General features: G+C 71.2%; 18 protein-coding genes. 11 read left to right on the top strand and 7 right to left on the bottom strand.

The genetic code is table 11. The annotated features are described in order from the left end of the window. Positions 1 to 14: 14 nt before the first annotated feature. On the bottom strand, positions 15 to 752 hold the full coding sequence (locus HLA95_RS10160) for a metallophosphoesterase (RefSeq protein WP_191061355.1): 738 nt from the start codon (positions 750 to 752) through the stop codon (positions 15 to 17). Positions 753 to 835: 83 nt separating this feature from the next. After that, entirely contained in the window at positions 836 to 7,537 is a 6,702-nt protein-coding gene (locus tag HLA95_RS10155; protein ID WP_222183217.1) for an autotransporter outer membrane beta-barrel domain-containing protein, read from the bottom strand. Positions 7,538 to 7,849: 312 nt separating this feature from the next. Between HLA95_RS10155 and HLA95_RS10150 the strand changes: the two genes are divergently transcribed. Together HLA95_RS10150 and HLA95_RS10145 are read left to right on the top strand one after the other, a co-directional pair. After that, the gene (locus HLA95_RS10150; protein WP_191062025.1) at positions 7,850 to 8,230 is read left to right on the top strand and encodes a rhodanese-like domain-containing protein; all 381 of its coding nucleotides are present in this window, start codon (positions 7,850 to 7,852) and stop codon (positions 8,228 to 8,230) included. Between the two features lie 142 nt (positions 8,231 to 8,372). Continuing rightward, a complete protein-coding gene (locus HLA95_RS10145) occupies positions 8,373 to 8,618 on the top strand; it encodes a hypothetical protein (RefSeq protein WP_222183215.1) in 246 nt (81 codons plus the stop codon). Between the two features lie 61 nt (positions 8,619 to 8,679). On the opposite strand, the gene HLA95_RS10140 is transcribed toward HLA95_RS10145, so the two are convergent. Further along, positions 8,680 to 10,140 (bottom strand): MDR family MFS transporter, encoded by a 1,461-nt coding sequence (locus HLA95_RS10140; RefSeq protein WP_191062047.1) that lies wholly within the window; start codon positions 10,138 to 10,140, stop codon positions 8,680 to 8,682. 211 nt (positions 10,141 to 10,351) lie between these two features. Here HLA95_RS10140 and HLA95_RS10135 point away from each other — a divergent pair, with 211 nt between their 5' ends. Together HLA95_RS10135 and HLA95_RS10130 are read left to right on the top strand one after the other, a co-directional pair. After that, the gene (locus tag HLA95_RS10135; RefSeq protein ID WP_191062048.1) at positions 10,352 to 10,618 is read left to right on the top strand and encodes a phasin family protein; all 267 of its coding nucleotides are present in this window, start codon (positions 10,352 to 10,354) and stop codon (positions 10,616 to 10,618) included. Positions 10,619 to 10,664: 46 nt separating this feature from the next. After that, positions 10,665 to 11,216, top strand: coding sequence for a hypothetical protein (locus HLA95_RS10130; protein WP_222183212.1), 552 nt, complete (start codon positions 10,665 to 10,667; stop codon positions 11,214 to 11,216). A 52-nt stretch (positions 11,217 to 11,268) separates the two neighbouring features. Here the strand turns inward: HLA95_RS10130 and HLA95_RS10125 are convergent, their stop codons facing one another. Continuing rightward, entirely contained in the window at positions 11,269 to 11,820 is a 552-nt protein-coding gene (locus tag HLA95_RS10125) for an Hsp20/alpha crystallin family protein (RefSeq protein WP_222183210.1), read from the bottom strand. A gap of 138 nt (positions 11,821 to 11,958) precedes the next feature. Next, positions 11,959 to 12,336, bottom strand: coding sequence for a hypothetical protein (locus tag HLA95_RS10120; protein WP_191062230.1), 378 nt, complete (start codon positions 12,334 to 12,336; stop codon positions 11,959 to 11,961). Between the two features lie 373 nt (positions 12,337 to 12,709). Here HLA95_RS10120 and HLA95_RS10115 point away from each other — a divergent pair, with 373 nt between their 5' ends. Genes HLA95_RS10115 through HLA95_RS10095 form a run of 5 tightly spaced genes read left to right on the top strand, consistent with a single transcriptional unit; the run spans position 12,710 to position 21,950 of the window. Then, positions 12,710 to 13,765, top strand: coding sequence for a S1 family peptidase (locus HLA95_RS10115; protein WP_222183208.1), 1,056 nt, complete (start codon positions 12,710 to 12,712; stop codon positions 13,763 to 13,765). Further along, entirely contained in the window at positions 13,762 to 15,348 is a 1,587-nt protein-coding gene (locus tag HLA95_RS10110; protein WP_222183206.1) for a hypothetical protein, read from the top strand. Before HLA95_RS10115 ends, HLA95_RS10110 begins: the two co-directional genes overlap by 4 nt. Continuing rightward, the gene (locus tag HLA95_RS10105; protein ID WP_306422273.1) at positions 15,329 to 18,322 is read left to right on the top strand and encodes a virulence factor SrfB; all 2,994 of its coding nucleotides are present in this window, start codon (positions 15,329 to 15,331) and stop codon (positions 18,320 to 18,322) included. The genes HLA95_RS10110 and HLA95_RS10105 overlap by 20 nt, the downstream gene beginning before the upstream one ends. After that, positions 18,319 to 20,979, top strand: a complete 2,661-nt coding sequence (locus HLA95_RS10100) for a virulence factor SrfC family protein (RefSeq protein WP_222183202.1) — start codon at positions 18,319 to 18,321, stop codon at positions 20,977 to 20,979. The genes HLA95_RS10105 and HLA95_RS10100 overlap by 4 nt, the downstream gene beginning before the upstream one ends. Continuing rightward, a complete protein-coding gene (locus HLA95_RS10095; RefSeq protein ID WP_222183200.1) occupies positions 20,979 to 21,950 on the top strand; it encodes a hypothetical protein in 972 nt (323 codons plus the stop codon). Before HLA95_RS10100 ends, HLA95_RS10095 begins: the two co-directional genes overlap by 1 nt. Before the next feature lie 383 nt (positions 21,951 to 22,333). On the opposite strand, the gene HLA95_RS10090 is transcribed toward HLA95_RS10095, so the two are convergent. Continuing rightward, entirely contained in the window at positions 22,334 to 23,731 is a 1,398-nt protein-coding gene (locus HLA95_RS10090; RefSeq protein ID WP_222183198.1) for an aminotransferase-like domain-containing protein, read from the bottom strand. 119 nt (positions 23,732 to 23,850) lie between these two features. Here HLA95_RS10090 and HLA95_RS10085 point away from each other — a divergent pair, with 119 nt between their 5' ends. Continuing rightward, positions 23,851 to 24,714, top strand: a complete 864-nt coding sequence (locus HLA95_RS10085) for a DMT family transporter (RefSeq protein WP_191061830.1) — start codon at positions 23,851 to 23,853, stop codon at positions 24,712 to 24,714. Between the two features lie 302 nt (positions 24,715 to 25,016). Here HLA95_RS10085 and HLA95_RS10080 read toward each other — a convergent pair whose 3' ends face one another. Continuing rightward, positions 25,017 to 25,538 carry a hypothetical protein gene (locus HLA95_RS10080; RefSeq protein ID WP_222183196.1) on the bottom strand — a complete coding sequence of 174 codons (522 nt, stop codon included), beginning with the start codon at positions 25,536 to 25,538 and terminating at the stop codon, positions 25,017 to 25,019. A gap of 325 nt (positions 25,539 to 25,863) precedes the next feature. Here HLA95_RS10080 and HLA95_RS10075 point away from each other — a divergent pair. Then, on the top strand, positions 25,864 to 25,958 hold a 95-nt coding region (locus HLA95_RS10075), incomplete at its 3' end, for a transposase (RefSeq protein ID WP_222183311.1).

The raw sequence follows: 25,958 nt of genomic DNA, 5'->3' as shown, positions 1-25,958 counted from the left end.
ATCAACTCCCAAGCTCACCCCTGGCCGCGCTCCGGCGGGATCACCAGGACCGGGTCGCCGCCGACCGGCTCCAGCGTCGCCAGGTCCAGCAGGGTGAAGCGGCCCTGCGGCAGCCAGCCGGCCGTGTCGATATGATAGACATTGCCCAGCGCCACGGCCTGGCGGAGCGGGGTGTGGCCGACCACGACCGCGCGCACATTCCTGATCGGGGCGAGGTCCTGTTCCTCGATCCGGCGGCGCGACCAGATGCACTGGTCCTCCAGCTCGCCCGCAGCCCGCCGGCTCTCGGGATTCTCCAGCTGGTCGCAGAGCATCCGCCAGTCCGGCAGCGGGCAGTCGGCATGGACCAGGCCCACCGGCCCCCGCGCCGTCTCGACCTCCCGTGCGATCGGCAGCAACTCCAGGGCGGCGCCGATCTCCCCCTGGCGCTCCTCCGGCAGGGCCATGAACCAGCCGCCGCCATTCTGGCGGTAGTTGTCCGCGTCCACCGGATTCCCCTTGGCGAAGCGGATCGCATAGTCGTCATGGTTGCCCCGGACCGCATGGAACCAGGGCTTTGCCAGCCAAGCCAGGACCTGCTCGCTTTCCGGCCCCCGGTCGACCAGGTCACCCACCGAGAACAGCCGGTCGACCGCGGGATCGAAGTCGACGCGCGCCAGTGCCGCCTCCAGCCGGCTGAAATGGCCGTGGATGTCGCCCACCGCCAGGTCCCGGCCGGAAGGGTTCGCCCGATGGATCTCGACCCTGCCCATGCACCTGCCGCCAGGAAGCCACTGCCACTCTGCCAGATCTAGCACCGGATCGCCGGCCGTCGACAGGGCGACGGTCGCCTCCGTCAGAAGCGGAAGTCGACCCGCAGCGAGCCGCCATGGCTGGTGACGTTGTCGGAGAACTCGCCCTCGTACTGGACGCGCACGGCGACATCGCCGCCGTTCAGGATCTGCAGTCCGGCATCCACCCGGCCCGCCACCTGGTCGACCGGCACGTCCGTGGCAAAGCTGCCGGCACCGTCCGGAGCCCCGGCCAGGTGTGCGACCGAGCGCCAGGACGACTGGTCGGCAAAGCTCACCCCGCCGCGCAGATAGGGCCGGAACATCCAGCCCTGCGCCAGGTCGAGCCTGCCGCCCAGCTCCAGCGACGGCGTGGCGACCAGGCCCCACTGGTCGCTGGCCTCGACCACGAGATCCAGGGCGTCGGCACCGGATTCCCGGTAGCCCGGCTGGCGGGTGTAGATCGCGTCGAGGTCGAGGGCCGGGCGGAGGTAGAAATGTTCGCCGCCCAGCTCATAGGCGGCCCGGGCGCGCAGGCCGAGATTCTGCACCTCGGGATCGCTCGAGGCCACCGTCTGGCCGTCGGGCATCGCGACGGTGCGGCTCGTGTCGAACCAGCCATAGCCGCCGGACAGGCCCAGGCCCAGCAGCCACGGGCCCTGCTGGTGCTTCACGGTGATCCCGGCCAGCGCACTGTCACCGCTGCTGCGCGCGCTGCCGCCGTCGTAGCGATCCTCCCGGTAGGCCGCCGAGACACCCAGGTACCAGCCGGGCGCCAGCTCGTTCTGCATGCCGAGCTGGTAGGTGAAGCCGTCCTGCGAGAAGCCGGCCGCACCATCGGTCGCGTCCTGGTCGGTGCTGCCGCCGCCGACCTGCGCCCAGACACAGCTCCCCTCGCGCACCAGGGCACTGGCGCCCGCGAAGGTCGGGCAACTGAACAGGCTGTCGGCGAAGTCCTGCATGACCGCCTGCGCCCTGGCCGCCGGGGCCGGGGCCACGCCCGGCGTCAGGCCATAGAGCGTCGCGCCATAGTTCTCGATGCCGCCCTGCGTGGCGGTATCGAGGTCGGCGAACAGGGCTGCCAGATCCGGCGTGCCCCCCAGGTCCCAGGCGGCCTGGAGGTGGCGGGCGAGCCGGCGCTCGTTCATGGAGCGGCCGACCAGCGGATCCTCGAATCCGGCCCGCTCGACCGAGAGCCGATGGGCGTTGCCGACCCGGTCCAGCCGGTAGTCGAAGATCGGCGAATCGGCTGCCTCCAGCTCGCCGCGCCCGGTCCCCGCCACGGTCAGCACCTCGGCACTGCGGCCGGGCAGGAGGGTGATGGCAGCGACCTCCACCCGGCCGGCGAGGTCGGCATCGCCCCGGACGACCAGCCGGTCGGCGGTGCCCTGCGCGAGATGGAGGTCGGCGACGATCCGGCCCGTGGCCGTCTGGACAAAATCGCCGGTCACCTCGGTCGCGTCGACCTTGCCGGCGGTGCCCACGACCAGCCGCCCGCCATTGCGGACCTGGGCGTCCAGCACGGCCGCACCCATGACGGTCCCGCGATTGTCCAGGCGGATCCGGGGCAGGGTGGTCGATGCGGCGACCGCCGACGCGGCCAGCCGGGCAGCGGCGATGGGCTGGCTGCCCGAGACGATCGTCGCGTCGTCCAGCGAGCCGTCGATCGTGCCGTTGTTGGTGATGGACAGGCTGGCGGCCGTGCCCGGATTGTCCGCCGTGTAGCGCACCGCCACGCCGGAAGCCGCGGTCACGCTGCCGCTCGTGTCGACCGTGAGCGTGTTGGCGCTGCCCTCGTCGACATGGATGCCGACAGCCTGGTTGCCGCTGCCGCCGGTTACCGCACCGCTGACCTCGACCGTGACCTTGCCTGCCGTAACCGCGTCGCTCTGGGCGAAGATGCCGATCGCGTTCTCGCCGGAAGCACGGATGTCCCCGCTGGCCAGGACCGATACCGTGCCGGACGTGAGGCTGCCCGGGGAGGAACCGGTGCGGGTGGAGCCGGCGAACGCGCCGGACCGGCTGCCGCCGAGCCCGCCGCCGCCGCCAATCGACTGGGCGATGATCCCGAACGCGCCGGTGCCGGTCGTGGTGATCGAGGTGGCCCCGTCATAGCTGACGTTGCCGCCATTGCCGCCGCTGTTGCCGCCGGCACCGCCCATGGCCAGGACGCTGCCGGAACTGTCGCCGCCGATGCCGCCGCCGCCACCGATCGACTGGAGCACGACGCCATGGGCGCCCTGGCCCGAGGTGGTGACGTGGCCGCCATCGAGATGGGCCGTGACCGTGCCGCCATCGACGCCGCTGCCGCCGTTCCCGCCCAGCGTCAGTGACGCGATATTGGCGGCACTGCCCGTGCCGCCGATGCCGCCGCCGCCGCCGACCGACTGCAGGATGATGCCGAAGGCGCGCTCGCCGGTCGTGGCCACCGCAGGCGCACCATCCAGGGTGACCGCCCCGCCGGCACCGCTGCCGCCGCCCCGGCCACCGACCGTCACCGTCACGTCGATGTCTTCCGCCACCCCGGCACTGCTGCCGGCACCGCCGGTCCCCCCGCCGCTGCCGATCGACTGCAGGACGAGGCCGTGGGCATCGTCGCCAGCGGTGGTGACCGTACCGGTCACGGTCAGGTCGACGCTGCCGCCGTTGCCCGAGGCGCCGCCGGAGCCGCCGACCCCGGAGCCCGAGCCCACCTGCACGGTGACGTTGGCCTTATCCGAGCCGTCGCCGCCCTGGCCGCCACCGCCGCCGATCGACTGGGCGAGCAGGCCGAACGCACTGTAGCCGCCCGTCGTGATGCTGGTGGCGACCGTGCCGGAGATGTTGCCGCCGGCACCGGCCATGCCGCCCTGGCCGCCCACGCCGATCTCGGTGGTGGCCTTGGCGAGGCTGCCGGACGCGGTGGCCGTGCCGCCGACGCCGCCGCCACCGCCGATCGACTGGGCCACGATCCCGTCTGCCCAGTCGCCGCCCGTCCGGATCGTGCCGGCCGTGTCCAGCACGACCGCCCCGGCATCGGCACCCGAGCCGCCCTGGCCGCCGACATAGGTCGTGAAGGTGTAGGTGCTCTCGCCGTCCTTGATCAGCGAGACCGCCTGGGCCAGCTGGTGGTCCGCGGAGGCATCGTTGCCCATGGAGCCGCCCAGGCCGCCGCCGCCGCCGATCGACTGGGCGAGGATGCCGTCGGCATCGCCGCCCGTCGTGGTGATGGCGCCATAGCTGTCGACCGTCGCGGTATTGCCGGTACCGCCGCCGCTGCCCTTGCGGCCGACCCCGACCTCGACATCGCCGGAATAGCCGCCGGCGACGCCGCCCAGCATGACGGTGCCGCCCTGCGCCGCACCGCCGCCCCCGCCGATCGACTGGGCGACGATGCCGCGCGAGCCGGAGCCATGGGTGACGATGGCCGCATAGGGCTGCAGGTCGATGCTGATCGCCCCGCCGGCACTGCCGCTGCCGCCGGTACCGCCCAGGCCGATGTCGAGGTCGATGTCGACCGCACCGCCCAGCTTGTAGGTGTTGCTGCTGCCGACCCCGGCATTGCCGCCGCCGCCGCCGATCGACTGGGCCAGGACGGCATTGGCATAGTCGTCCGCGGTCTGGATGGCGGTCGCGTCCCCGCCATCCTGGCCGCCGATCGCCACCTGCACGCTGCCGCCATTGCCGCCGCCGCTGCCGGAGCCGCCGACCGCGACACTGACATCGACGGCCACCGTATCCTCGTCCCCGACCGTGGCGGACAAAGCCTGGGAGTTGCCGCCATTGCCGCCACCGCCGCCGATCGACTGCGCGATCAGGCCGTGCGAACCCTGGCCGAACGTGCTGACGCCGGTATTGTCGGAAAGCTCGACCTGGACGCTGCCGCCGGCGCCGCCGCTGCCGCCCTTGCCGCCCACCGCCATGGCCATGGTCGCCGCCAGGGACACGCCTTCGCCGGTCGGCACGGCCACGTCGATGTCATCCGAGGTGGCAGCGCCGCCATTGCCGCCGCCACCGCCCACCGACTGCGCCACGATGCCATAGGCGTCGGTGGTCTGGTTGTCCTCGCTGCCCGAGGCCAGCGCCGCCCCGGTCGTGATCGTGCTGCTCTGGAGGTTCACGGCCACGGCACCGCCGCTGCCACCGCTGCCACCCACACCGCCGACGCTCAACCCGGCCGCATAGCCGACGCCGCCGTCATAGCCGCTGGCCGCCCCGCCATTGCCGCCCCCGCCGCCGACCGAATGGGCGACCAGGCCCATGCTGCGGGCGCTCGAGGTCTGGATCGTGAGCTCGCGCAGGAACACGTCGACGACGCCGCCGCTGGACGCGGTGCCGGCATTGCCGCCTACCTGGAGGTTGAAGATGCTCTCGCCGCTATAGCCGGTCGCATCGCCGCCATTGCCGCCCCCGCCGCCGATCGACTGGGCGAGCACACCGATGGCCGCGTCCCCGGTGGTGATGACCGTCGCAGCCCGGCCATCGGGTGCGTCGCTGCCCTGCTGCTTGCAGTTGGCGCTGTCGGCTGCATAGCTCAGCAGGCAGACGGTGCCGCCGGCCCCGCCATTGCCCGACGACCCGCCGATGCCCACGGCCGGGACCAGTGCCGAGAAGTCGAGCGTGCTGCCGCCATTGCCGCCGCCCCCGCCGACCGACTGGGCGAGCAGGCCATGGGCGAACCGGCCATGGGTGGTGATGGGGCCGATGCCGTTGACGATGACGGTGCCGCCCTTGCCGCCGCCGCTGCCCTTGCCGCCGATCGTCGCCAAGCCGGTGCTGCCGCCGCCGCTGCCTCCGCCACCGCCGATCGACTGCATGACGATGCCGATCGCGGCCTCGCCACTGGTGGTGATCTGGCCGCTGCTGGCGAGGTCCAGCGCACCGGCATCCGCCGTATAGGCATAGCTGGAGTTGCCGCCGATCCCGATCAGGCCGCCGGCACTGCCGGCCGCCCCGCCGCCGCCGCCGATCGACTGCAGCACGATGCCGTGCGCCGCATAGCCCTGCGTGGTGATGCTGCCATAGTTCAGGATCCCGCCGGTCCCGCCGGTCCCCCCGCTGCCGCCATCGCCACCCAGCTCCAGGCCCAACCCGGCGGCGACGCCGCCATGGCCACCGCTGCCGGCGATCGCCTGGCTCAGGATGCCATAGGCATGGTCGCCGCTGGTCGCGATGGTCGAGCTGGAATTGACCGCGCTGCGGATGCCGTTGCCGCCATTGCCGCCATTGCCGCCGGCACCGCCCAGCACGTCGACGAAATCGCCGCCGGTACCCCCGCCGCCGCCGATCGACTGGAACGCGATGCCGGCCGCGTAGTCGCCAGTCGTGGTGATCCGGGTGCCCGAGGTCGTGTAGGCGCCGGCCGGGCTGCTGTCGCCGCCCGGGCCGGCACTGCCGGAGGTGCCGAACAGGGCGGAATCGTCGCCGCCATCCCCGCCGAACCCGCCGATGCTCTGGCCGAGCATGCCATAGGCATAGTCCCCGGCCGTGCTGATGGTGCCGTTGCCCTCCAGGTTGATCTGGATGGCCCCGCCCGAGCCGCCCTGGCCGCCGCTGCTCTTGTTCTCGCTGTCGCCGCTGCCGCCATCGCCGCCGGTCGTGGTGGCGAGCACGCCCACCAGATGGTCGCCGGACGTGGTGATCGCGGCCCCGCTCACGTTCACGCCGACGCTGCCGCCGCTCCCGCCGCTGCCGCCACGGCCATTGCCGTCATCGTCCTGCTTGTTGCCGAGCCCGCCATCGCCGCCGCTGCTCAGCACGTGGACGCCGGCGCCGCCGTCGGCGAGCGAGCGGGCGGACGAGATGTCGATGTCGCCGCCGCTGTCGACGTCCACGTCCACGCTGCCGCCGCTGCCGCCGCTGCCGCCGGTGTTGAAGTTGTAGGAGGACTGGGCGCCGTTGCCGCCGGTCGAGCTGGCATAGATGCCCTTCACCCCGCCGGTGGAACTGCCGGTGCCGTCGACATGGAGGCTGATGGCACCCGTGTTCTCGATCGTGACGGTATTGCCGCCGGCGCCGTTGCCGCTGGCCGGGTCGTTGTCGCCTTCATTCGCGTCGGGATCACCGCCGCCGCCGTTCGATTCGGCCCGGATGCCCCAGGCGCGCTCGCCCGAGCCCACCGGCGCCGAACTGCTGCCCATGGTGATGGCGCCCTGGTTGGTGACGGTGACCGTGCCGGCCGCTCCACCATGGCCGCCGGGCTGGTTGACGCCGAACTCGGTATTGCCCTCGCCGCCCGTGCCGCCCTGCGAGGGGGCATAGATGCCGATGCCGCCATGGGGCAGGCTGCTGCCCAGCGTGATGCTGCCCGTGCTCGTGACCGAGACGTTGCCGGCGGCCCCGCCATCGCCGCCGGGCGAGCCGTTGTTCTGGTTGTCCCGGTCCGCGTCCGCCCCCACCGAGCGCGCGTCGATCGCGATCAGCTCGCTGCCATACGATCCTTGGCTCAGCGACAGGTCGCCGTCGCTGCCGATGGTGACGGCCCCGCCGGCACCCCCGGTGGATTCGTCGACCGGCGTACCGCCGGTGGACTGGCCATGCAGCACATAGGGGTAGCTGCTGGCACCCAGGGTGAAGTCGCCCTGGTTGGTGATGGTGATCGCCGAGCCGTCGCCCGGGTCGTCGTCCTGGCTGCCGCTGCTGCCGGTCGAGTCCAGGCCGAAGGGGCTGGCATAGCTGCCGCTCGTCACCGTGCAGTCATAGGTGCTGCTGCAGTCCGCCGCCTGGGCGGCCGGCACCCCCAGCAGCGTGAAGGTGCAGCCGAGAAAGATGCGGCCACGCAGGATCATCGGTCCAACCATCCTTTCCAGGTGCCCTGAGGACAGAGCGGCCCGGGACCGGTCCCACGTCGCTCCTCATTGGATGGATCCGGCATTATGTCGACGAAGCAAGTGAACAGACGGGCCAGGGCGGAGAATGACTGCAAGAACTGCCGGATGTGTTGTGGTCGCCGACTGTACTGCCCGCGCCAGCGGTGGGACGGCAGGAGGATCGTGGCCTCCGGCCGCAAGTTGACCCGGACGGCCGGATGCCGCAGGTTCGCCGACTGGCCGTCTCGGGGCAAATCTGCCACCGGGACGGCATTTCCGGGAGGATGAACGATGCCGACTTCGGTCAAGGAATTGCTGGCCGCCGCCAACAGTGCGGTGCCCCGGATCGATCGTGCGACCGCCGAGGAGCTGATGGAGCGGGGCGACGTCCTGGTCGTGGACGTGCGCGACCAGCCCGAGGTGCAGGCGAGCGGCAAGATCGCCGGGGCCAGGCAGGTGTCGCGCGGCATGCTCGAGTTCCGCGCCGACCCGGCCTCGCCCTATCACGACCAGGCGTTCGATCCGGCCAAGACCGTGATCGTCTATTGCGCGTCCGGCGGCCGCTCGGCGCTGGCCGGCAAGGCGCTGCTGGACCTGGGCTATCGCGACGTGCGCAATCTCGGCGGCTTCAAGGACTGGGCCGAGCAGGGCGGGGCGGTCGAGCCCGGGTGAGCGCCCGGAATTCGACGCGCGAGCGTGCCGCAGGCGCCACGGCCAACGGCCGGCAAGCGCCATCTCCATGGCAAAAGGTCGCACTGTGAAGACGAAAGTCCCAAAGCGTTCCTAGGCTCGATGTCCCATGGTGGAGATCGGGATGAGCACGCGGGCGAGGGCGTTCGTGCAGTGCTGGATCGATGAGAACATCGGTCCGGAGCTTTATCGGGAAGAGCGGCACCGGTCGCGGGAGTATGCGGCGCGCTGCCTGATGGCCGCCCGGGAGCGCGGGATCAGCACCGCCGAGATCCAGGACGAGTTCGGCAACCTCGCGAGCCATATCGCCGGGATGGGCGACCGGGCCGGCCGCGCCCGGGCCGACTTCGGCTTCAGCTGGCAGGCCTGAGCACCCGGCCGGCCGCCTTTCGCGCATGGCCGGCGCCGGGTCGGCGCCGGCTGTGGCGGGGTCAGGCCGGTTTGGTCAGGTGGCGCCGGGCCGGGATCCACCAGCAGGTCAGGCAGGCCAGCAGCGCCAGGAGCAGGATGCCCCAGAAGGCCAGATGCAGGGCCTGGTGCAGGGCGGCCTGCGCTAGCGGGTTGGTCGCGACCTCGCCCAGCCCGTCCGGCTGTTCGAGCAGGCCGTGCAGCCGTGCCGCCGCATGAGGCGGGGCGTAGCGGTCGATCCCGAGATTGAGCACGGCACCCAGGGCGGTGGCGCCCAGCGTGTTGCCCAGGCTGCGGGCGAACAGGTTGGAGGAGGTGGCGCTGCCGCGCTCGGCCCAGTCCACGCTCTCCTGGATCAGGATGATGCAGGTGATGCTGAGCAGGCCCATGCCGAAGCCCATCACGAACGAGCCGGCTCCGGCCAGGATCGGCGAGCTGCCCGGCTGGAGCTGGAGGAAGGCGGCGGCACCCAGCGGGAACATCAGGCTGCCCACGCGCAAGGTGCGGCGGATGCCGAAGATCCGGTAGCAGCGGCTGGACAGGGTGACGGCGAGCGGCCAGCCCAGGATCAGCATGGTGAGCGCGAATCCCGCCTGCAGCGGGCTGCGACCGAGCACACCCTGCACGTGCAGCGGCAGGATCGTGGTCAGCCCGATCAGCGCCATGCCGGCCAGCAGCGTGGCGACGTTGCAGGCGGCGATGAGCTGGCGGCGCCAGAGCTGGAGCGAGATCATGGGGGCCTGGGCGCGGCGCTCCTGCCAGAGGAAGGCCGCCCCGGCCAGGAGGAACAGCAGGCCCAGGGCCAGGACGGTGCCGAGGCCGCCATCGGCCTCGGTGAGCATCAGCATGAAGGCGGCGATCGCCACGGCGAACAGGCCGGCACCCGCATAGTCGATCGGCTCGTTCTTCCTGGAGACCTTTTCCTGGAGGAACAGGACCAAGCCGGCGATCGCCAGCACGCCGAACGGCAGGTTCAGCCAGAAGATCCAGGCCCAGGGCAGGTGGTCGACGATCACCGCACCAGCCAGCGGCCCCACCACCGCGGACGACGCCCAGACGCTGGATAGGAGGCCCTGGATCTTGCCGCGCTCCTCGATCCGGTAGAGGTCGCCCACGATCGTGGTGGTGACCGGCAGGATGGCGCCGGCACCCAGGCCCTGCAGGAGCCGGAACAGGATCAGGCTCGGCATCGACCAGGCGAGCCCGCACAAGAGCGAGGCCAGGAGGAACAGGACCGTGCCGGTGATCAGCACCGGCTTGCGGCCGAAGATGTCGGCCAGCCGGCCATAGATCACGGTGGTGGTGGTCTGCGCCAGCAGGAAGGCGGAGAACACCCAGCTGTAATAGGCGAACCCGCCGAGCTGCCCCACGATGTGCGGCATCGCGGTGGCGACGATGGTGGCCTCGATGGCCACCATGAAGGTCGCCAGCACGATGGCGGCGACGATGAGCGGCCGCCGGTTGGCGGGACGATCGGGAGACATCGGCTTCCTCGGGAAGGGGAGTGCCGGCGGTGCTGAGCACCGGCCGGGGCAAGGAATCTCGTTCGTGGCTTGACATAGATCAATGCAGGGTCCCCGCGGCCGGGGGTAGTTAGCGGCACGGCGGTAGCCGCCAGCCGGCCGGGCAAGGAAAACACGACACAAGAGCGTGGCACCGGCAGGCTGGGGGGTAATGGATGAGGGAATTAGCTCCATGGACGGTTCGAACCAGCTGCTGACCTGGTGGCACGCTTGGCTGCGCCTGCCGCTGACGCTGAGCGCGGAGAGCCTGCGCTTTGCCAGCCGCCGTTGCGCGGCCCATGCCGACAACGTCGCGGCCCTGGCCAGATGCGCCAGCGTGCGCGAGGCCGCGGAGCTGCAGAGCGCCTTCACGCAGCGGATGCTCACGGACTATCGCGACGAGGCCGAGCTGCTCATGCGCGAGGCGAGCGAGGCCGTGCCGTCTTCGAGGGCGGCATGACGGCCGGGCGGTTCACCGTCGGCGCTGCTCTGCCGGTGCGGGCGTCGTGATGGGGCCCGTTCGGCCCGCGCCGGTGCCGCAGGGTGGCGCCGGCCTGTTCTGGGTGACGCTGGCCCAGGCCGCGCGGCCTGCCGCCATGCAGGAGGTCGACCGGCGCAGCCTGTACCTGCTGGCCCCGCTGACCGGCGATGGCCGTCTGGACCCGCAGCTCTGGCGGGCGCAGCGCGGCGGCTGCCCGGTGCTGCGCATCTCGTGCGGGCAGCCGATCCTGATCGGCGCCCTGCGCCACCGGGCCGGCGGGGCCGAGGGCTCGACCTGGATCATCGACTATGATCCGAGTGCCGATGCCGACGAGGACCATGGCTACCGGCTGGGTGCGCAGCGCCTCGTGCAGGACGAGCTGGTGCCCCTGATCGGACGCGATGGGGTGCGCACCTTCCGGGTGGCGGACATCTCCAGCCGCATCCCGACCGAGGTGCGCCGCTACCTGCTGATGGTGAGCCGGCCCCTGCCGGCCTGGCCGGAGCGCGGCCGCGCCCACGGGTCGCGGCGCCCGGCAGCAGACTGCCCGTGCCATGCCGGAATGGGCTGGGCCTGAGGGATCGGGCCAGCCCGGCTGAAGACGCCGGTGGCCCGCCCGGGTCGTCGTCTCAGCCGGCCGTCACCTCGATCCGGCGCCGGCCCGCCGGCGCCCCGTCGCGGCGCGGCACCGTGACGGTGAGCAGGCCGTCCTTCAGCTCGGCGCCGATCCGCTCCGGATCCGCATCGTCGGGCAAGGGGAAGGAGCGCTGGAACGCACCGTAGCGCCGCTCGGCCAGCACCTGCTCCTCCTGTCGTTCGACCTGCGCCTGCTGCTTGTGCCCCTTGATGGTCAGCACGCCGTTGCTCACCGCGATGTCGAGATCCTCGGCGCGCAGCCCGGGCAGCTCGGCCACCAGCCGGTAGCCGCCCTCGCCGGCGAACACGTCCACCACCGGTGCGGTCGCGTCGAACACCGACTGGAGGCGGCGCCAGGGGTCCGCGTCGAGCTGCCGCCGGCGCAGCAAGGCGAACGGTGCGGTCGCGAACAGGTCATCGAACAGCCGGTCCATCTCCTGGCGGAGCCCCTGGAAGGGTGGGGCCTCCGCACCCTTGGATCCAGCACCGCCGGTCCCGCCGGCTGCACCCGCTCCTGCGCCCGTCCGGTCCTGCTCGTCGCTCATGACAATCCTCCCGTGCCGCTCGAGGGTCCTGGCGTCGCCGGGCCATGCCGATGCAGCGTATCGGTCATCTTCCCATAAACGCCCGGTCGGGCAAGCCGGCCGCACTGGCTTTCGCGGCAGCGCGTCGATCACGTTGCCTCAGGTCGGGCCGGCTGCCGTACTCGCTGCCGTGCCTGGGCGCTGCTCGCCGGTCATGGCCACCACCCGGCCGCCCTCGAGGGTGAAGCGGCGCGAGGCGAAGCCCGCGCAGGTCGTGGCGCCGGCTTCGCTTTGCAGGCGGTTGTCCCGCCAGAAATAGCGCACCTCGACCACGGTCCGGCCATCCGCCGATTCGACGACCTCCGCCGCCGTGACCGACATGCGCGGCAGCACGCAACGGGCACCCTCTTCCCAGGCATGGCGGGCATAATAGTCCTCGATCGCCCCCACGGCACCCGGCTGGTCGGGCAGGAGCGGCCCGGTGCTGCAGGCGGCGAGCAGTACCGTGGCGGACAGGAGGAACGAGCGGAAGCGCATGGCATGCTCCGGCAGGAAAAGGGACGTGCAGCCAGAGCAAGCTGTCGCGACGGTGGCGGTTCCAGGCGCAGCCACGAGTCCGGCCCAGCGGGCAGGGGCAGGCGCGGCCGGACATTGCCGGCTCGTCATCTTTTGGAAATGCCGCATATCGACAGGCCAGCCCGCCTTCGCTAGCCTCCCTGTCATGTTCTGATCCGACCATGTGCCTTCCGTCGAGACTGCCCGACGGGGGCAACGCTTATTTTCGCTCAGGTGACGCCGTCGTGTCGATATTCACTAATGGTTTGCCATCGGGACCCGGGTCCGGGCTGCTGGGGGAGTCGGGTCCGCACGAGGGGAAGGTGACGGGCGGGTGACGGCCGGGCCTTACCGCATGCGGCGCCGACGCCTGGGCCTCGGTCTCAGGATCGGGTGCCTCGCGGCCGCTGCCGTGCTGGCTGCCTTCCAGTTGCCCGGCGTGCTGCTCTATCCGGCGCCGCCGCCCGCACCGGAAACCGCGGTGCTGGTCGCCCTGCAGAAGGAGGCCAACCAGGCGCTATCCCGGCAGGTGGCGCAGATGCGCCAGGATCTCGCCGGCAATGTCTGCGTGGCGGGCGACCGGCTGATGCGGCACGGGCCGGGCGGCGCCCCGGTGCCGGCCTCCGATGCGGACGATGCCAGCCTGCCGCCGCCGCCAGTGGAGCGGATCGCGGCACCGGCGGTGCATGATCCGGCGGCCGCACCCGCCGAGCAGCGCTCGCTGGCCGACCTCTTGGACGCAGCCACCGTGCTGGTGCTGGCGCGCGGCGGCCAGCGCGAGGGCAGCGGATTCGGCACCGGCTTCTTCGTGGCCCCGGGCTTGGTCGTCACCAATCTCCACGTGGTGGGCGACCCGCCCGCCGACGAGATCTGGGTCACCAGCAAGGCGCTCAACCGCGCCACCCGGGCCAAGCTGCTGGCGCGCTCGCCCAGAGTCGAGATCGGCGGGCCGGACTTCGCGCTGCTGGAGGTCGAGGACGGCGGCGAGCAGGCCAGGCTGAGCTTGGCAGCCCCGGCCGACCGCCTGCAGAACGTGGTGGCCGCAGGCTTCCCGAAGCTGGTCATGGACACCGATGCCGGCTTCCGCCGGCTGCGGGCCGGCGACCGGTCGGCCGTGCCGGAGATGGCGGTGAGCCAGGGCGTGGTCACGGCGCGGCAGTCCCCGGCCGGCACGCCCCTGATCCTGCACACCGCGTCGGTCTCGGGCGGCAACAGCGGCGGACCGCTGGTGGACCAGTGCGGCCGCGTGGTCGGCATGAACACCTTCGTCCGCACTGAGCGCGAGCAGGCCGCGCAGATGAGCTACGCGCTCGCCACCGACGCGCTGGCGACCTTCCTGGCCGAGGCCGGCGTCGAGGTGCCGGTCGCCTCCGACCTGTGCCGGCCGAACCGGATGGAAGGCCAGCCATGAACCGGCAGTTCGTCTGCGAGACGACGTTCGCCGGCCTGCGCCCGCTCGGCATCGGCGGGCGGCGCATCCAGGAATCCTGGCACGAGATCGACGCCGCCCTGCGCAGCAACCTGGGCGACCCCTATGCCCGGCTGTTCGCGGAGCCCGTGCCGGGCGAGGGGACGACGAGCTGGTTCGCCCAGCCCGAGGGCTTGGTGGTGGAATATCGCCGCCTGGACGATGCGGCCAAGCGCGCGCTGATCCGGACGGTGGAGGAGCGGCTCGCGGCGATGCGGGCGAAGGTGGCCGAGCTCAAGGCGTCGGGCCAGCCCGCCCAGCGGCGCCTGGGCGAGACGCTGGACCGGCTGATGTCGTTCCCGGGCCCGCTCGCCGACCGCGAGATCCTGTTCGCCATCCGCACGGGTTCGGGCGACGAGCCGGTGCTGGTGAACTGGGGAACGCGCGACGACGTGCCCGACCCGCCGCTGGCCGCCCTCGAGGATTTCCTGCGCGGCGAGGCGCTGCGCCTGCACCTGCCCCAGCCGGCGGCAGAACCGGCGCCCGGCACCCCCGCACCGGACGACACCACCCCGGATGACGGTCCTGACATGCCGGCGCCGGCGCCGCCTGCTTCACCATCCGCCCCTGCGCCATCCCCGGAGCCGGACCCCGACCTGGCGGATGGGGATGAGTCGGACACCCTCGGCCAGGAGGCCGCGGCCGAGCCATCCGCAGAGCCGCGGGAGGAACCGCCATGGCTGCGGCCCGAGCCGTGGGTCCTGACGGAGACCGTGCCTGCAGAGCCTGAGCCGGAATCTGCGGGGCCAGACCCGGCGACGCCGCCGAGCCGCCCGCGCCTGTGGCCCTGGGCGCTGCTGCTGGGCGGGCTCCTGGCAGCGATCGTGTTTGCCCTCCTGCCGACCTGCGGCGTGCTGGTGCCGTTCCTGGCGGCCTGCCAGACCCCGGACGCCGGCCTGGCCGAGCTGCGTCGCGAGGGCGAGGATCTGGAACGGCAGCTCGGTGCCCTGCAGCAGCAGGTAGCGGCACTGCCCCGCTGCGAGCCGATCCCCGGTGGCCCGGCGCCCGCTGCGGCGCAGGCGCCAGCGCAGTCGCGGTCGGTGACGCCGATGGCCGGCCCTGCGCCCGCGCCGGAGCAAGGCGACGAACGGGAGCAGCGCAGCCGGATCGCCCGGCTCGACCAGGCGGTGACGCAGGCCGGCGGCACGGTCGGGCCGGCCACCGTCACCCTGCAATGGCAGGCAGCGTGCGATCTGGACCTGCGGGTCTATTGCCCGAACGGCACGATGGTCGACTTCCAGCTCAACGGTCAGCCGCAGGCGCGCTGCGGGCGGGCCAGGCTCGACGTGGATGCCAACGTGGCGGACGATGCGTTGAGCGCCAACCCGATCGAGAACGTGAGCTGGCCGGCTCAGCCGCCGCCGGGCCGCTACCGGGTCGAGGTGCACAATTTCAAGAGCCGCCCGCCCGGCAGCGGGTCCGTGCCGTTCGTGCTGCGGGTGCGCGTGGGCGAGGACGAGCGGCTGATCGAGGGAAGCGTCCTTCCGGGGGAGCGTCGCTCCATGTATGAGTTCAGCATTCCATGAGACAGGCTGGATGTTGAAGAAGCTCGTTCATTTTCCGGAAGTTACCAGCCTCGTGATGAACACCGGGATTCAGTTCCTGGACTTCGGATTGAACGAGGCGCGGATCGCGCGGCTGACCGGGCACTTCTGGCATCAGGCGGCGCCGGGCGGTGAGGAGTCCCCGGGCGAGGCGCCGCGCTTCGTCCTCCATCCGCTGTACGAGGCCGCGGACGGCGCGTGGCGCTACCTGGTCGAGGGCGAGCCCGCCGGGCGCGTGGCACCCGACGACGGCGTCTACGAGTACCGGGCCAGCCGGGCGCTCGACGTGTTCGACGGGATCTGGCTGCCGCTGCCGTTCTTCCGGCAGAAGGAGCCGGTGGGCTCGAGCGGGCCCAGCTTCGACAACGGGCCCACCAACTGGGGTCGGCTCTATGTGCGCCGGCAGGAGCGGCCCGACGAGGACGGCAACACCCACCGGGTGGTGCTGGCCTTCGACACCGTGCTGCTGGAGCGCTCCGCCACCGGCCCCTATGCGGCACCCGAGCCCGCCGACGCGGTGGACGATGCCCGCTTCGCCCTGGTCGCCGACGGGGTGCGCAATCGCTGGTTCTTGATGCTGGACTGGGTCCGGACCTGGATCGCGGACGCCTATCTCGCCGGGCGCAGCCGCGATCGCAAGCGGCCGCTCCAGCTGGACGACCTGGCCGAGCCCGGCGAGTACTGGGCGGCCTATCTGGTCCTGCTCGACGCGCTGGCGCAGACCCTGGACATCCCGGTGCTGCGCTTCGTCGACACGCTCACCCCGTCGCTCCAGAACGAACCGATCGACGTCGATCTCGTGGTCGATGTCGGCAACAGCCGGACCTGCGGGATCATCATCGAGCAGCCCAAGGACCGGGGCGTGGTCGATATCGGCCAGGCCTACCGGCTGGAGCTGCGCGACCTGTCCCGGCCGGAACGGGTCTATGCCGACCCGTTCGCCAGCCGGATCGAGTTCGCCCCGGCGAGCTTCGGCCGCACCGACCTCAGCCGGCGCACCGGCAGGCGGCGCGACGCGTTCTGGTGGCCGTCGCCGGTCCGGATCGGCCCGGAGGCGGAATGGCTGGCCTCGTTCTCGGATGGCACCGAGGGCGTGTCCGGCCTGTCCAGCGCCAAGCGCTATCTGTGGGACGATGCGCCCAGGCCCTTGCCCTGGGTCAACAGCCGCGGGCCCTTGCCCAAGAGCCAGCGCATCCCGCCGATCAGCGGCCCGATGACCGCGCGCCTCACCGAGACCGGCGAGCTGGCGCTCCAGGGCCAGGTCGGCATGCAGCCGCTCTATTCCCGCTCCTCGCTCTACACGCTGATGATCGCGGAGCTGCTGAGCCACGCGCTCTGCCAGATCAACGCGGTGGCGGTGCGCGAGCAGCGGGCGAACGCGGCACTGCCCAGGCGCCTGCGCTCCTTGATCCTGACCATGCCGTCGGCCACGCCGCTGGCCGAGCAGCGCATCATGCGCAAGCGGATCACCGCCGCGATCGATCTGGTCTGGCAGACCATGGGCTGGGTGGGCGAGGACGCGGTGCACCGCCGCCCGGACGTGATGCTCGACTGGGACGAGGCGACCGCCACCCATCTGGTCTGGCTGTTCAACGAGATCAGCTACAAGTTCCGCGGCAACGCCTTCGACCTGTTCGGCCTGATCGGCCACGAGGACGCGCGCGGCCGCTCCCTGCGCATCGCCAGCATGGACATGGGCGGCGGCACCACCGACCTGATGATCGTCGAGTACCGCATCAACCACGGCAACGAGCAGACCGTCGAGCCGGCGCAACTGTTCCGCGAGGGCTTCCGCCAGGCCGGCGACGACGTGGTCCAGGCGGTGATCGAGCAGGTGATCCTGCCCGACCTCGCCGCAGCGCTCGGCCGTGCCGGGGCCAGCCGGCCGCGGCATGTCCTGTCCGACCTGTTCGGCGGCAACCGGGTCGGCCAGACCCAGCAGGAACAGGCCCTGCGCGCCCTGCTGGTCAACCAGCTCCTGGTGCCCGTCGCCCTGGCATTGATCCAGGAGTACGAGCTGAGCGACCCGCGCCGGCCGGCCCCGCCGCAGACCCGCCGCTGTGCCGAGCTGCTCGGCCAGCACCGGCTCTCCGCCCCGGTCCGCCAGCATTTCCTGCGCGCGGCCGAGCGGGCGGGTGCCGTCGGCCTGGACCTGGACGAGATTCCCTTCACGATCGACCCGAGCGCCATGGCCGGTGCCGTCCACTCGGTCGCGAGCGGGATGCTGGAAGACCTGTGCGACGTCATCCGCGCCTATGACTGCGACGTGCTGCTGCTCACCGGCCGCCCGTCCCGGATGCCGGCGGTACGCGACCTGATCTATGCCAACCTGCCGCTGTTCCCGGACCGGATCGTGCCGATGGACCGCTACGAGGTCGGCGGCTGGTACCCGTTCCGCTCGCTCGACTTCCTGATCCAGGACCCCAAGACCACCGCCGCGGTGGGCGCGCTGCTCTGCCGGATCTGCGAGGGCATGACCCGCGGCTTCGTGTTCCGCGCCTCGCGCCTGAAGATGCGCTCGACCGCCCGGCATATCGGTGTGATGGACCTGGACGGCCGGATCGTCGCGCGCAACGTGCTGCTCGCGGACGCCGACCTCGACACCGGCGAGAACGTGGAAGGTTTCACCCTGTCCATGGGCGGCCCGGTGCTGCTGGGCTTCCGCCAGCTCCCGCTGGAGCGCTGGAAGACCACGCCGCTCTATTATGTGTACTTCACCGACCCCGCGGGCTTGGCCCGGCTGGCCACGCCATTGAAGGTGACCTTCGAGCGGATCGAGAAGAAGGACGCGACGCTGGAGGACTTCCGCCTGGTCGAGGTCGAGGACGCGGAAGGCAACCCGCGCAAGGACAAGGTCGGCTTCCGCCTGCAGACCATCCCGATGGATCAGGAGGCCAGTGGCGGCTACTGGCTCGATACCGGCGTGCTGCGCACGATCGGGCTGGCGGCCTCGTGACCGAGAGCACCACCCGCCCAAAGGACCAGGACCTCGCGAACCGGGCCCGGATGCTGGCCCGGACCGCCGTCGAGGGCCTGGCCTGGTTTCGCGACAATCCGGGCCTGGTCGGCAACCGGCTGGACGCGCTGGAGCGCACCTGCCGCCGGCATGCGGTGGACGCGCGCCGGCTGGCCAATGCCGCCGAGCGGCCGATGTCGGTGGGCGTGTTCGGCGCCAGCCAGGCGGGCAAGTCCTTCCTGATCGGCAGCCTGATCACGCCGGTGGGCCGCCCGGCCAAGGTGCTGTTCGGCAGCGGCGACGAGGTGGTGCGCCGCGACTTCCTGGAGGAGGTGAACCCGCAGGGGGGCAAGGAGACCACGGGCGTGGTCACCCGCTTCTCGATCCGCCCGCACGCCACCCCGCCCGGCCATCCGGTGGTGCTGCGGCTCCTGCGCGAGATCGACATCGTCAAGATCCTGGCCAACGCCTTCGTGTTCGACCTGGGCGGCCAGGCGGATGGGGAGCAGGCGTTCAGCAGCGAGCGCCTGGCCGCGCTCGAGGCCACCATGCCCCAGCGCCGGCGCGGCCAGCAGGTCGACCCACTGGAGCTGGAGGATGTGTTCGAGCTGCGGGCCTATCTGGCCCACAGCCTGCCGCGCCACCACCTGGCCGAGCGGGGCGGCCCCTTGGCCCAGCGCTACTGGGCGCTGGCCGAGGCGGTGCTGCCCTACCTCGCCGCCGGCGACCGGACCGAGCTCCTGGCGCCGCTCTGGGGCGAGCTGCCGGAGTTCACCGCCCTCTACCGCGAGCTCAAGGACGCGCTCGACCAATTGGGCGATGCCGGGCAGGGTGCCCCGGACTTCGCCTATGTCCCGCTCGATACGATCACCGAGCGAACCCGCAGCCTCGTCCATGTCGACACGCTGCTGGGCCTGGATTCCAAGGACGCGGCTGCCGCCGAGCCCGTCCCGGTCCTGGTGCCCGGCCGCCCGCCCGTGCGCCTGCGCAAGCCGGTGGTGACGGCACTCACGGCCGAGCTGCGCGTGGTGCTGGACGAGCCCGCCTGGCCGTTCTTCGCCCATACCGACCTGCTGGACTTCCCCGGTGCGCGCTCGCGCGAGGATTCCACGCCGGACCGGCTGCTGCGTGCCAAGGACAAGCCGCAGGCGCGCGCCTACTGCTTCCTGCGCGGCAAGGTCGCCGTGCTGTTCGACAAGTACGCGGCCGACCTCGACCTCAACACGATGCTGCTCTGCGTGGGCGACAGCAACCAGGACGTCGCCAAGCTGCCGGAGCTGATCCAGGACTGGGTGAGCGTCACCCACGGGCCGGACCCGGAGGCGCGCGCCGCCAGGCCCAACCAGCGCACCAGCCTGTTCTTCTGCCTGACCAAGGCCGACAAGCTGTTCGACTTCAGCACCGGCACCGCACCCGAGCCGTCCATCGCCAACCGGCTGGACAGCAGCATCGGCAAGTTCTCGGGCTGGATCCGCCAGTGGCTGCCGGGCCAGCCCTTCACCAACCTGTTCTTCATCCGCAACCCCAAGGGCATCAAGCGCGAGGACCTGTTCGACTACGAGGAGGTTCCCGGCCTGCCGGACGGGGTGATGCCGCCCGAGCGCCGGCTGCGCCCGGACAAGGCGGAACTCCTCGCCCGCTACCGCCAGGCCTTTTTGGCCGATCCCATGGTGCGCACCCACGTCGCTCTGCCGGCGGAAAAGTGGGAGGCCATGCTGGCGCTGAACGACGGCGGCATCCGCCTGCTCGCCGAGCATCTGGCCCCAGCCTGCGACCCGGACCTGAAATACGACCAGATCGCTCCCCGGGTCGCGGTGCTGGCCCAGGAGCTGCGCAGCGAGCTGGCCGCCTTCCACGAGGCCGGCGACCTCGTGCGCCGGGTCGAGCAGCGCCTGGCCGCGATCGAGCCGGTGCTGGATGCGTTCGAGCACCGGCCGACCATGTTCGGGCCGTTCCTGGCCGAGCTGCAGGTGAGCACCGCCCGGCTGGGCCAGCGCTTCTTGGAGATCGCGCGCCGGCAGGGCATGGGCGGGGGCATGGGCCTGGTCGGGTCGAACCGGCCGGTCCTGGGCCTGCGCCGGCAGGACGACGGGGTTCACCGCCCGCCCACCCGGTTCGGCGATGCCGCGGTCCAGGTCTGGCTGGACGATCTGGAGCGCAAGGCCGGCGACGAGGAGCTGGCCCGGCAGTTCGGCCTCACCTGCGAGGCGTTCCGCGCGGTGGTGAGCGAGCTCGCCGTGGGGGCTAGGCGTTTCGAGGTGGCCCAGAAGGTCGAGGCCCAGGTGCGGGCCACCGAGGCGTTCGCCCAGACGGCGGGCGACGTGATGCACCGGGTCGCCATGGGCAGCGGGCTGGTGATCGACCGGATGGTCAACCTGCTGGGCACCGACCTCCAGCCGCCGGACCGGCCGGACGTGCCGCGCCTGCCGCGGCCGCGCCCGCTCGCCGTGGGCGAGCTGCCGGAGCTGGCCGCCGACAAGGGCCAGTCGCTCGCCGGCCGCTTCGAGCGCGCCCGCTTCTGGCTGCTCGCCTTGCGCCTGCTCACGAGCGACAATGCCGCCTGGGGCCAGGGCGGCCTCGTCGATGTCGAGCAGAACCGTCGGCTGGGCGCGCTGCTCGACCGGCTGGGCGGGCAATCCCCGGGTAGGCAGGAGTGATGCGCGAGGTCCGGGCACGTCTGGAGGATGCCGATGCCGGCGGGGGCGGGCGGGCGCGCCTGTCCTTCGCGCCGGTGGCGGCGATGGACCGGCCGGCCTGGTTCACCGTGCGCGGCAGCGACCCGGCCACCCCCTGGCTGGGCCCGGCCGGCTGGCAGGTCGCCGAGCACCGCTTCCACCCGCTCGATGTCGAGCATGACGGGCAGACCCTGACGATCCTGGTCGGCCGCGAGGTGGTGGACGCCATCCCGGAGTTCGCGGTCGTCGAGATCCAGCTCCCGGGCTACGACATCGTCTGCAAGGTGAGCTGGGAAGGCGTGGTGCCGAGCTACGGGCCGGGCGCCCTGGCCCCGGCGCCGGCAGCACCGCGCCCGCCGCGCCCGCCGCGGCCGCGGAGGCCGCCGCCACCCGATCCCGGCCTGCCGCCCCTGCCGGTGCGCGCCGCCCCCGTCCTGTTCGCCTTCGTGGTCACGCCCGGGCGCCGGGTCATGCTGCGGGTCCTGGACCCGTCGGCCGGCGAGCCGCCGCCCCGGCCGGAACCGGGTGAGGGGCTGCCGGGCATCCCGTTCGAGGCGTTCGCCCGCGCGTTCCGGGGCACGCTGCTGCTGGACCAGGACGGCCAGGGCCGGATCGTCGGGCGCGATCCGGACGGCCCGCCGCCCCGGCTGCGCTTCAGGGTGACGCCCGGCGGCGACACGGTGGTCCAGGCCCTGGACGGCCACCCCTACGGCGAGCAGATCGCCGGTCCCCGGCCGGACAGCCTGATCTTCGGCCTGCCCCACGCCGTCCTGGCCGAGGCCGGGCAGGGCGAGCTCGTGCTGGACCCCGACCATCTGGTGGCCCGGCTGGTGCCCGACCAGCCGGGCGTGGACCCTCTGCCCGAGCGCCCGCACCGCCGCTCGCTGCTCGTCCCGCTCCTGGGCGTAGCGGTCGTGCTCTGCGTGGGCGGTGCCACCATCCTGCTCTGGTGACCGGGCTGGCTGCGGGGCATCCGCCGCCGGCCTTCATCGACCCCTTCCGCTGACAAGGATGTCGGCAGCCGGCCCGCGCCGCTGCCTGATCAGCCGGCCGGCACAGGCCGACCCGGTTCCCCGGTTCATGCTCCGTTCCCATCGGCCATGGCGTAGAGCACCTGACGGCTGGTCGACCGCCCGGCCGGATGCGGCGCGCCGGCACCGTCTCGTGGGTAAATCAGCCCTGCTTATTCTCGAATCAGCAGCATTGATCTTGTTCGGCGAAGCCGCCGATCGTCGATGACGACCGAGCGTCAGGCGTCAGGCAGCCCGCCGGCTGCGGATGCCGCACGGATGCCAATGCTCGATGTGATACGGGGCCGCCCGGGCCGATCGTGCCGTCAGCCGGCTGCCCGCATTGCCCCGGCCAGCACGGCAAATGCCTGCGGCTCGGCACACTGCGCGACGTTGAAGCGCAGAAAGCCGCCGGCGGTCTGGCCGATGCTGAAGACATTGCCCGGCGCCAGCACCACGTCCTCCTCCAGCGCCCGCCGCGCCACGGCGGCGGCATCGAGCCCGTCGGGCAGGCGGCACCAGAGGAACATGCCGGCGGACGGCTCCAGCCAGGGCTCGATGCCCAGCTCCGCCAGGCGGCGCAGCGTCAGGTCGCGGGCACGGGCGAGGCGGGCGTGCAGCCCGCCCAGATGGCGCCGATAGCTGCCGTCGAGCAGGAGCCGCAGCACCACCCCCTCCGCCAGCCGGCCGCCGCTGAACGAGGTCGCGAGCTTCAGGTCGACCAGGCCCTCGATCCAGTCCGGCCGGGCGGCGATGAAGCCGCAGCGCAGGGCCGCCGACAGCGTCTTGGAGAAGCTGCCGACGTGGACGACGCGGCGCAGCCCGTCGAAGGCGGCCAGCCGCGTGACCGGACCAGTCGCGAGGTCGCCGAAGATGTCGTCCTCGACCACGGTGAGCCCGCCCGCATCCGCCAGCGTCAGCAGCCGGTGGGCCACGACCGGCGACAGGCTGGCCCCGGTCGGGTTGTGGATCGCGGAGTTGGTCAGATAGAGGCGCGGCCGGTGCGCCTCGATCGCCTGCGCGAACCGGGCAAGATCCGGCCCCGTCGGCGTCATCGGCACGCCGACCACCCGCGCCCGGTGCGCGCGCAGCAGGGCCAGGAAGTTGAAGTAGCAGGGATCGTCGACCAGCACCGCATCGCCCGGCTCCAGGAGGAAGCGGCAGACGAGGTCGATGGCGCCGGTCCCGGATTCGGTCAGCAGGATCTGGCCGGGCGCCGCCTCGATCCCGTGCTGGGCCAGCCGGCGCGCCAGATGCTGGCGCAGCGCCGCCAGCCCGAGCGGCACCGCATACTCGCCGAGATCGGCCGACTCCGCCCGCGCCTGGCCGCGCAGCGCCCGGCGCAGCGCCGCCTCCGGCAGCCAGTCCGGCGGCAGCCAGCCGCAGCCGGGCTTGAGCATGGCCACCCCCGCATCCAGCGCCTGGCGGGACACCCAGAACGGGTCGATCGCCCGGTCGAGCTTCGGCCCCAGCTCCGCCAGCGCCAGCGGCGCCGGCGGCCCGGCCACGAAGAAGCCGGCCCCTGGCCGCGCCCGGATCAGGCCCTCGGCCGCCAGCCGCTCATAGGCCTCGACCACGGTCGAGGTCGACACGCCCATGGTCCCGGCGAGCGCCCGGATCGAGGGCAGCCTGGCGCCTTGCCCCAGCCTGCGCCCGGCGATCTTCCGGCGCACCGCCGCCATCACCTGTTCGGTCCGGCTCCTGCTCTCCGCCGCGCGCAGCATCCGTAGGGCTCTCCGTACCCATACAGTTTCGTCCGACTGTATGGGACCGTCCCTGGCGCTGCCAGTGCCGCGCCGCCATGGTGCCGCCGGCTGTCATGCCGGGAAAGGCGAGGGGACGGATGGAGCGGACGATGGGGGCCTGGCTGAACGGCCTGCTGGGCGTGCTGATCTTCAGCGGCTCCCTGCCGGCCACGCGCGTGGCCGTCCTGGACTTCGACCCGGTCTTCCTGACCGTGGCTCGCGCCACCGTCGCCGGCATCCTGGCGCTGGCCCTGGTCCGCCTGTTCCGCCTGCCGCACCCGGCCCGCACCGACCTCCTCCCGCTGGTCATCGTCGCCCTGGGCGTGGTGGTAGGCTTCCCGCTGCTCACCGCCCTGGCCCTGCGCCACGTCACCGCCGCCCACTCGATCGTGTTCATCGGCCTCCTGCCGCTGGCCACCGCCCTGTTCGCGGTGCTGCGCGCCGGCGAGCGCCCACGGCCAGCCTTCTGGCTGTTCTCCACCCTCGGCAGCGCCCTGGTCGTAGGCTTCGCCCTCAGCCAGGGCCTCACCACCAACCCGACTGGCGACCTCCTGATGCTGCTCGCCATCCTGGTCTGCGGCCTGGGCTACGCCGAGGGCGCCCGCCTGTCCCGCCGCTTAGGCGGCTGGCAGGTCATCTCCTGGGCCCTGGTCCTGTCCCTGCCGCCCATGGCCGCCCTGGCCCTCCTCACCATGCCCCCGACCTTCACCGACATCACCCCCGCCGCCTGGGCCGGCCTCGCCTACGTCTCCCTGCTCAGCATGCTGATCGGCTTCATCTTCTGGTACCGCGGCCTGGCCCAGGGCGGCATCGCCGCCGTCGGCCAGCTCCAGCTCCTCCAGCCCTTCTTCGGCCTGGCCCTGGCCGCGACCCTGCTGGGCGAGCCGGTGAGCCTGGCGATGGTCGCGGTGACGCTGGGGGTGGTGGGGTGCGTGGTGGGGGTGAGGCGGTTTACGCAGTGAGGAAGGCGGCCGTCGCCGCCAGGCTTACATCAGCAGAAGTATGCGCTCTAAACATAACTGGAAAAGATCCACAGTATTAACTGGACAATGCCAACTACTATTCCGACGATGGCAGCAATAGCAGTCAGTACGCGGTTCTTTCGACTCTCTAAGAGGCGGTCCAACGTATTGATGAATCCACGAGCAGAAGTCTTAAGTTTGCCCTTCAATGCAGCAGTTATAACATAATCGAAGAAAGCTACTTTCGAAATCGTGGATGTATTCATTCGAATAAAGTCTTTTCTCTTGAATGCTTCTGCTTCTTATTTTCCAGAAAGAAATCCCTGCACTAAGCTGCCGTTCAGTTTCATCAGCGAGGGCATTCGAGGGTCTGGTGCATAATCACTGCCGAATCGCTGCTTGAGTGCGTCATTCAAGTTGACCCGCACCTCTATTGGTATGTTGGGCGGTTCCTTCTTGGTTAAGACTCTGTATCTGTGCTCTAGATGCTCAAAGCCGAAAGTGACATTCCGCATGTTCCAGTGGATCCAGAATTTTTCTCGCCGATCCATGACAAAGCTATAGAACTGCGTTAGGAGTTCTCTCTCGATTTCGTCATAGCGCGACTCTATCTCATCTAAGCCAATGCCGAGGTATTCTGCGACGGTGTGGGTGGCAAAGCTGACCGTTTGGCCGCTCTGATAATGCCTGACAACCACCGATGTTATGCGGGGCGATAAGGCCCCCGCCTCGGCATCGAAAAGTGATTGAGATGAGTAGTGTATAATATAGAAGCGCTCTGGATTTTTACGAATTTTTTCCCAAAACTGGATATCTCGCGCCATACGGTATGGGTCTCAAGCAGCTTGGTCTGGAAGTCCATCTAATTCAGTTGCGCTTGGTCTGCATCATCCAGTATCACGTGCGTCATTATTATTCTGATGAATGTTGCGATATTCGTTCACGCGTTCATCCTGCCGTAACGCAGGAGGTGCTAGATGTTGTGCTGGTCTGCGTGACTTGGGGCGTGTCGATTGCAGGTATTAGAGCCCAGCTTGTGGAAGGCGAGTAGAACTAGTGCTTGCGCCGTGATCATCGGCAAGCTGGCTGACCTTGCCCCCTGAAATGCCCTCGGTCTGAAGCTAGGGTCCGTCGATCAGGAGACGGACGATGAAGAAGAGCCGGTTCAGCGAAGAGCAGATCATCGGGATCCTGAAGGAGGGTCAGGCCGGGCTGCCGGTTGCCGAGATCTGCCGGAAGCACGG

The sequence above is a fragment of the Geminicoccus harenae genome (assembly GCF_019800005.1).
In the GTDB taxonomy this organism is placed as follows: Bacteria; Pseudomonadota; Alphaproteobacteria; order Geminicoccales; family Geminicoccaceae; genus Geminicoccus; species Geminicoccus harenae.
Note: the sequence above shows the minus strand (reverse complement) of the source record. Positions and strands in the feature narration are given on the sequence as shown.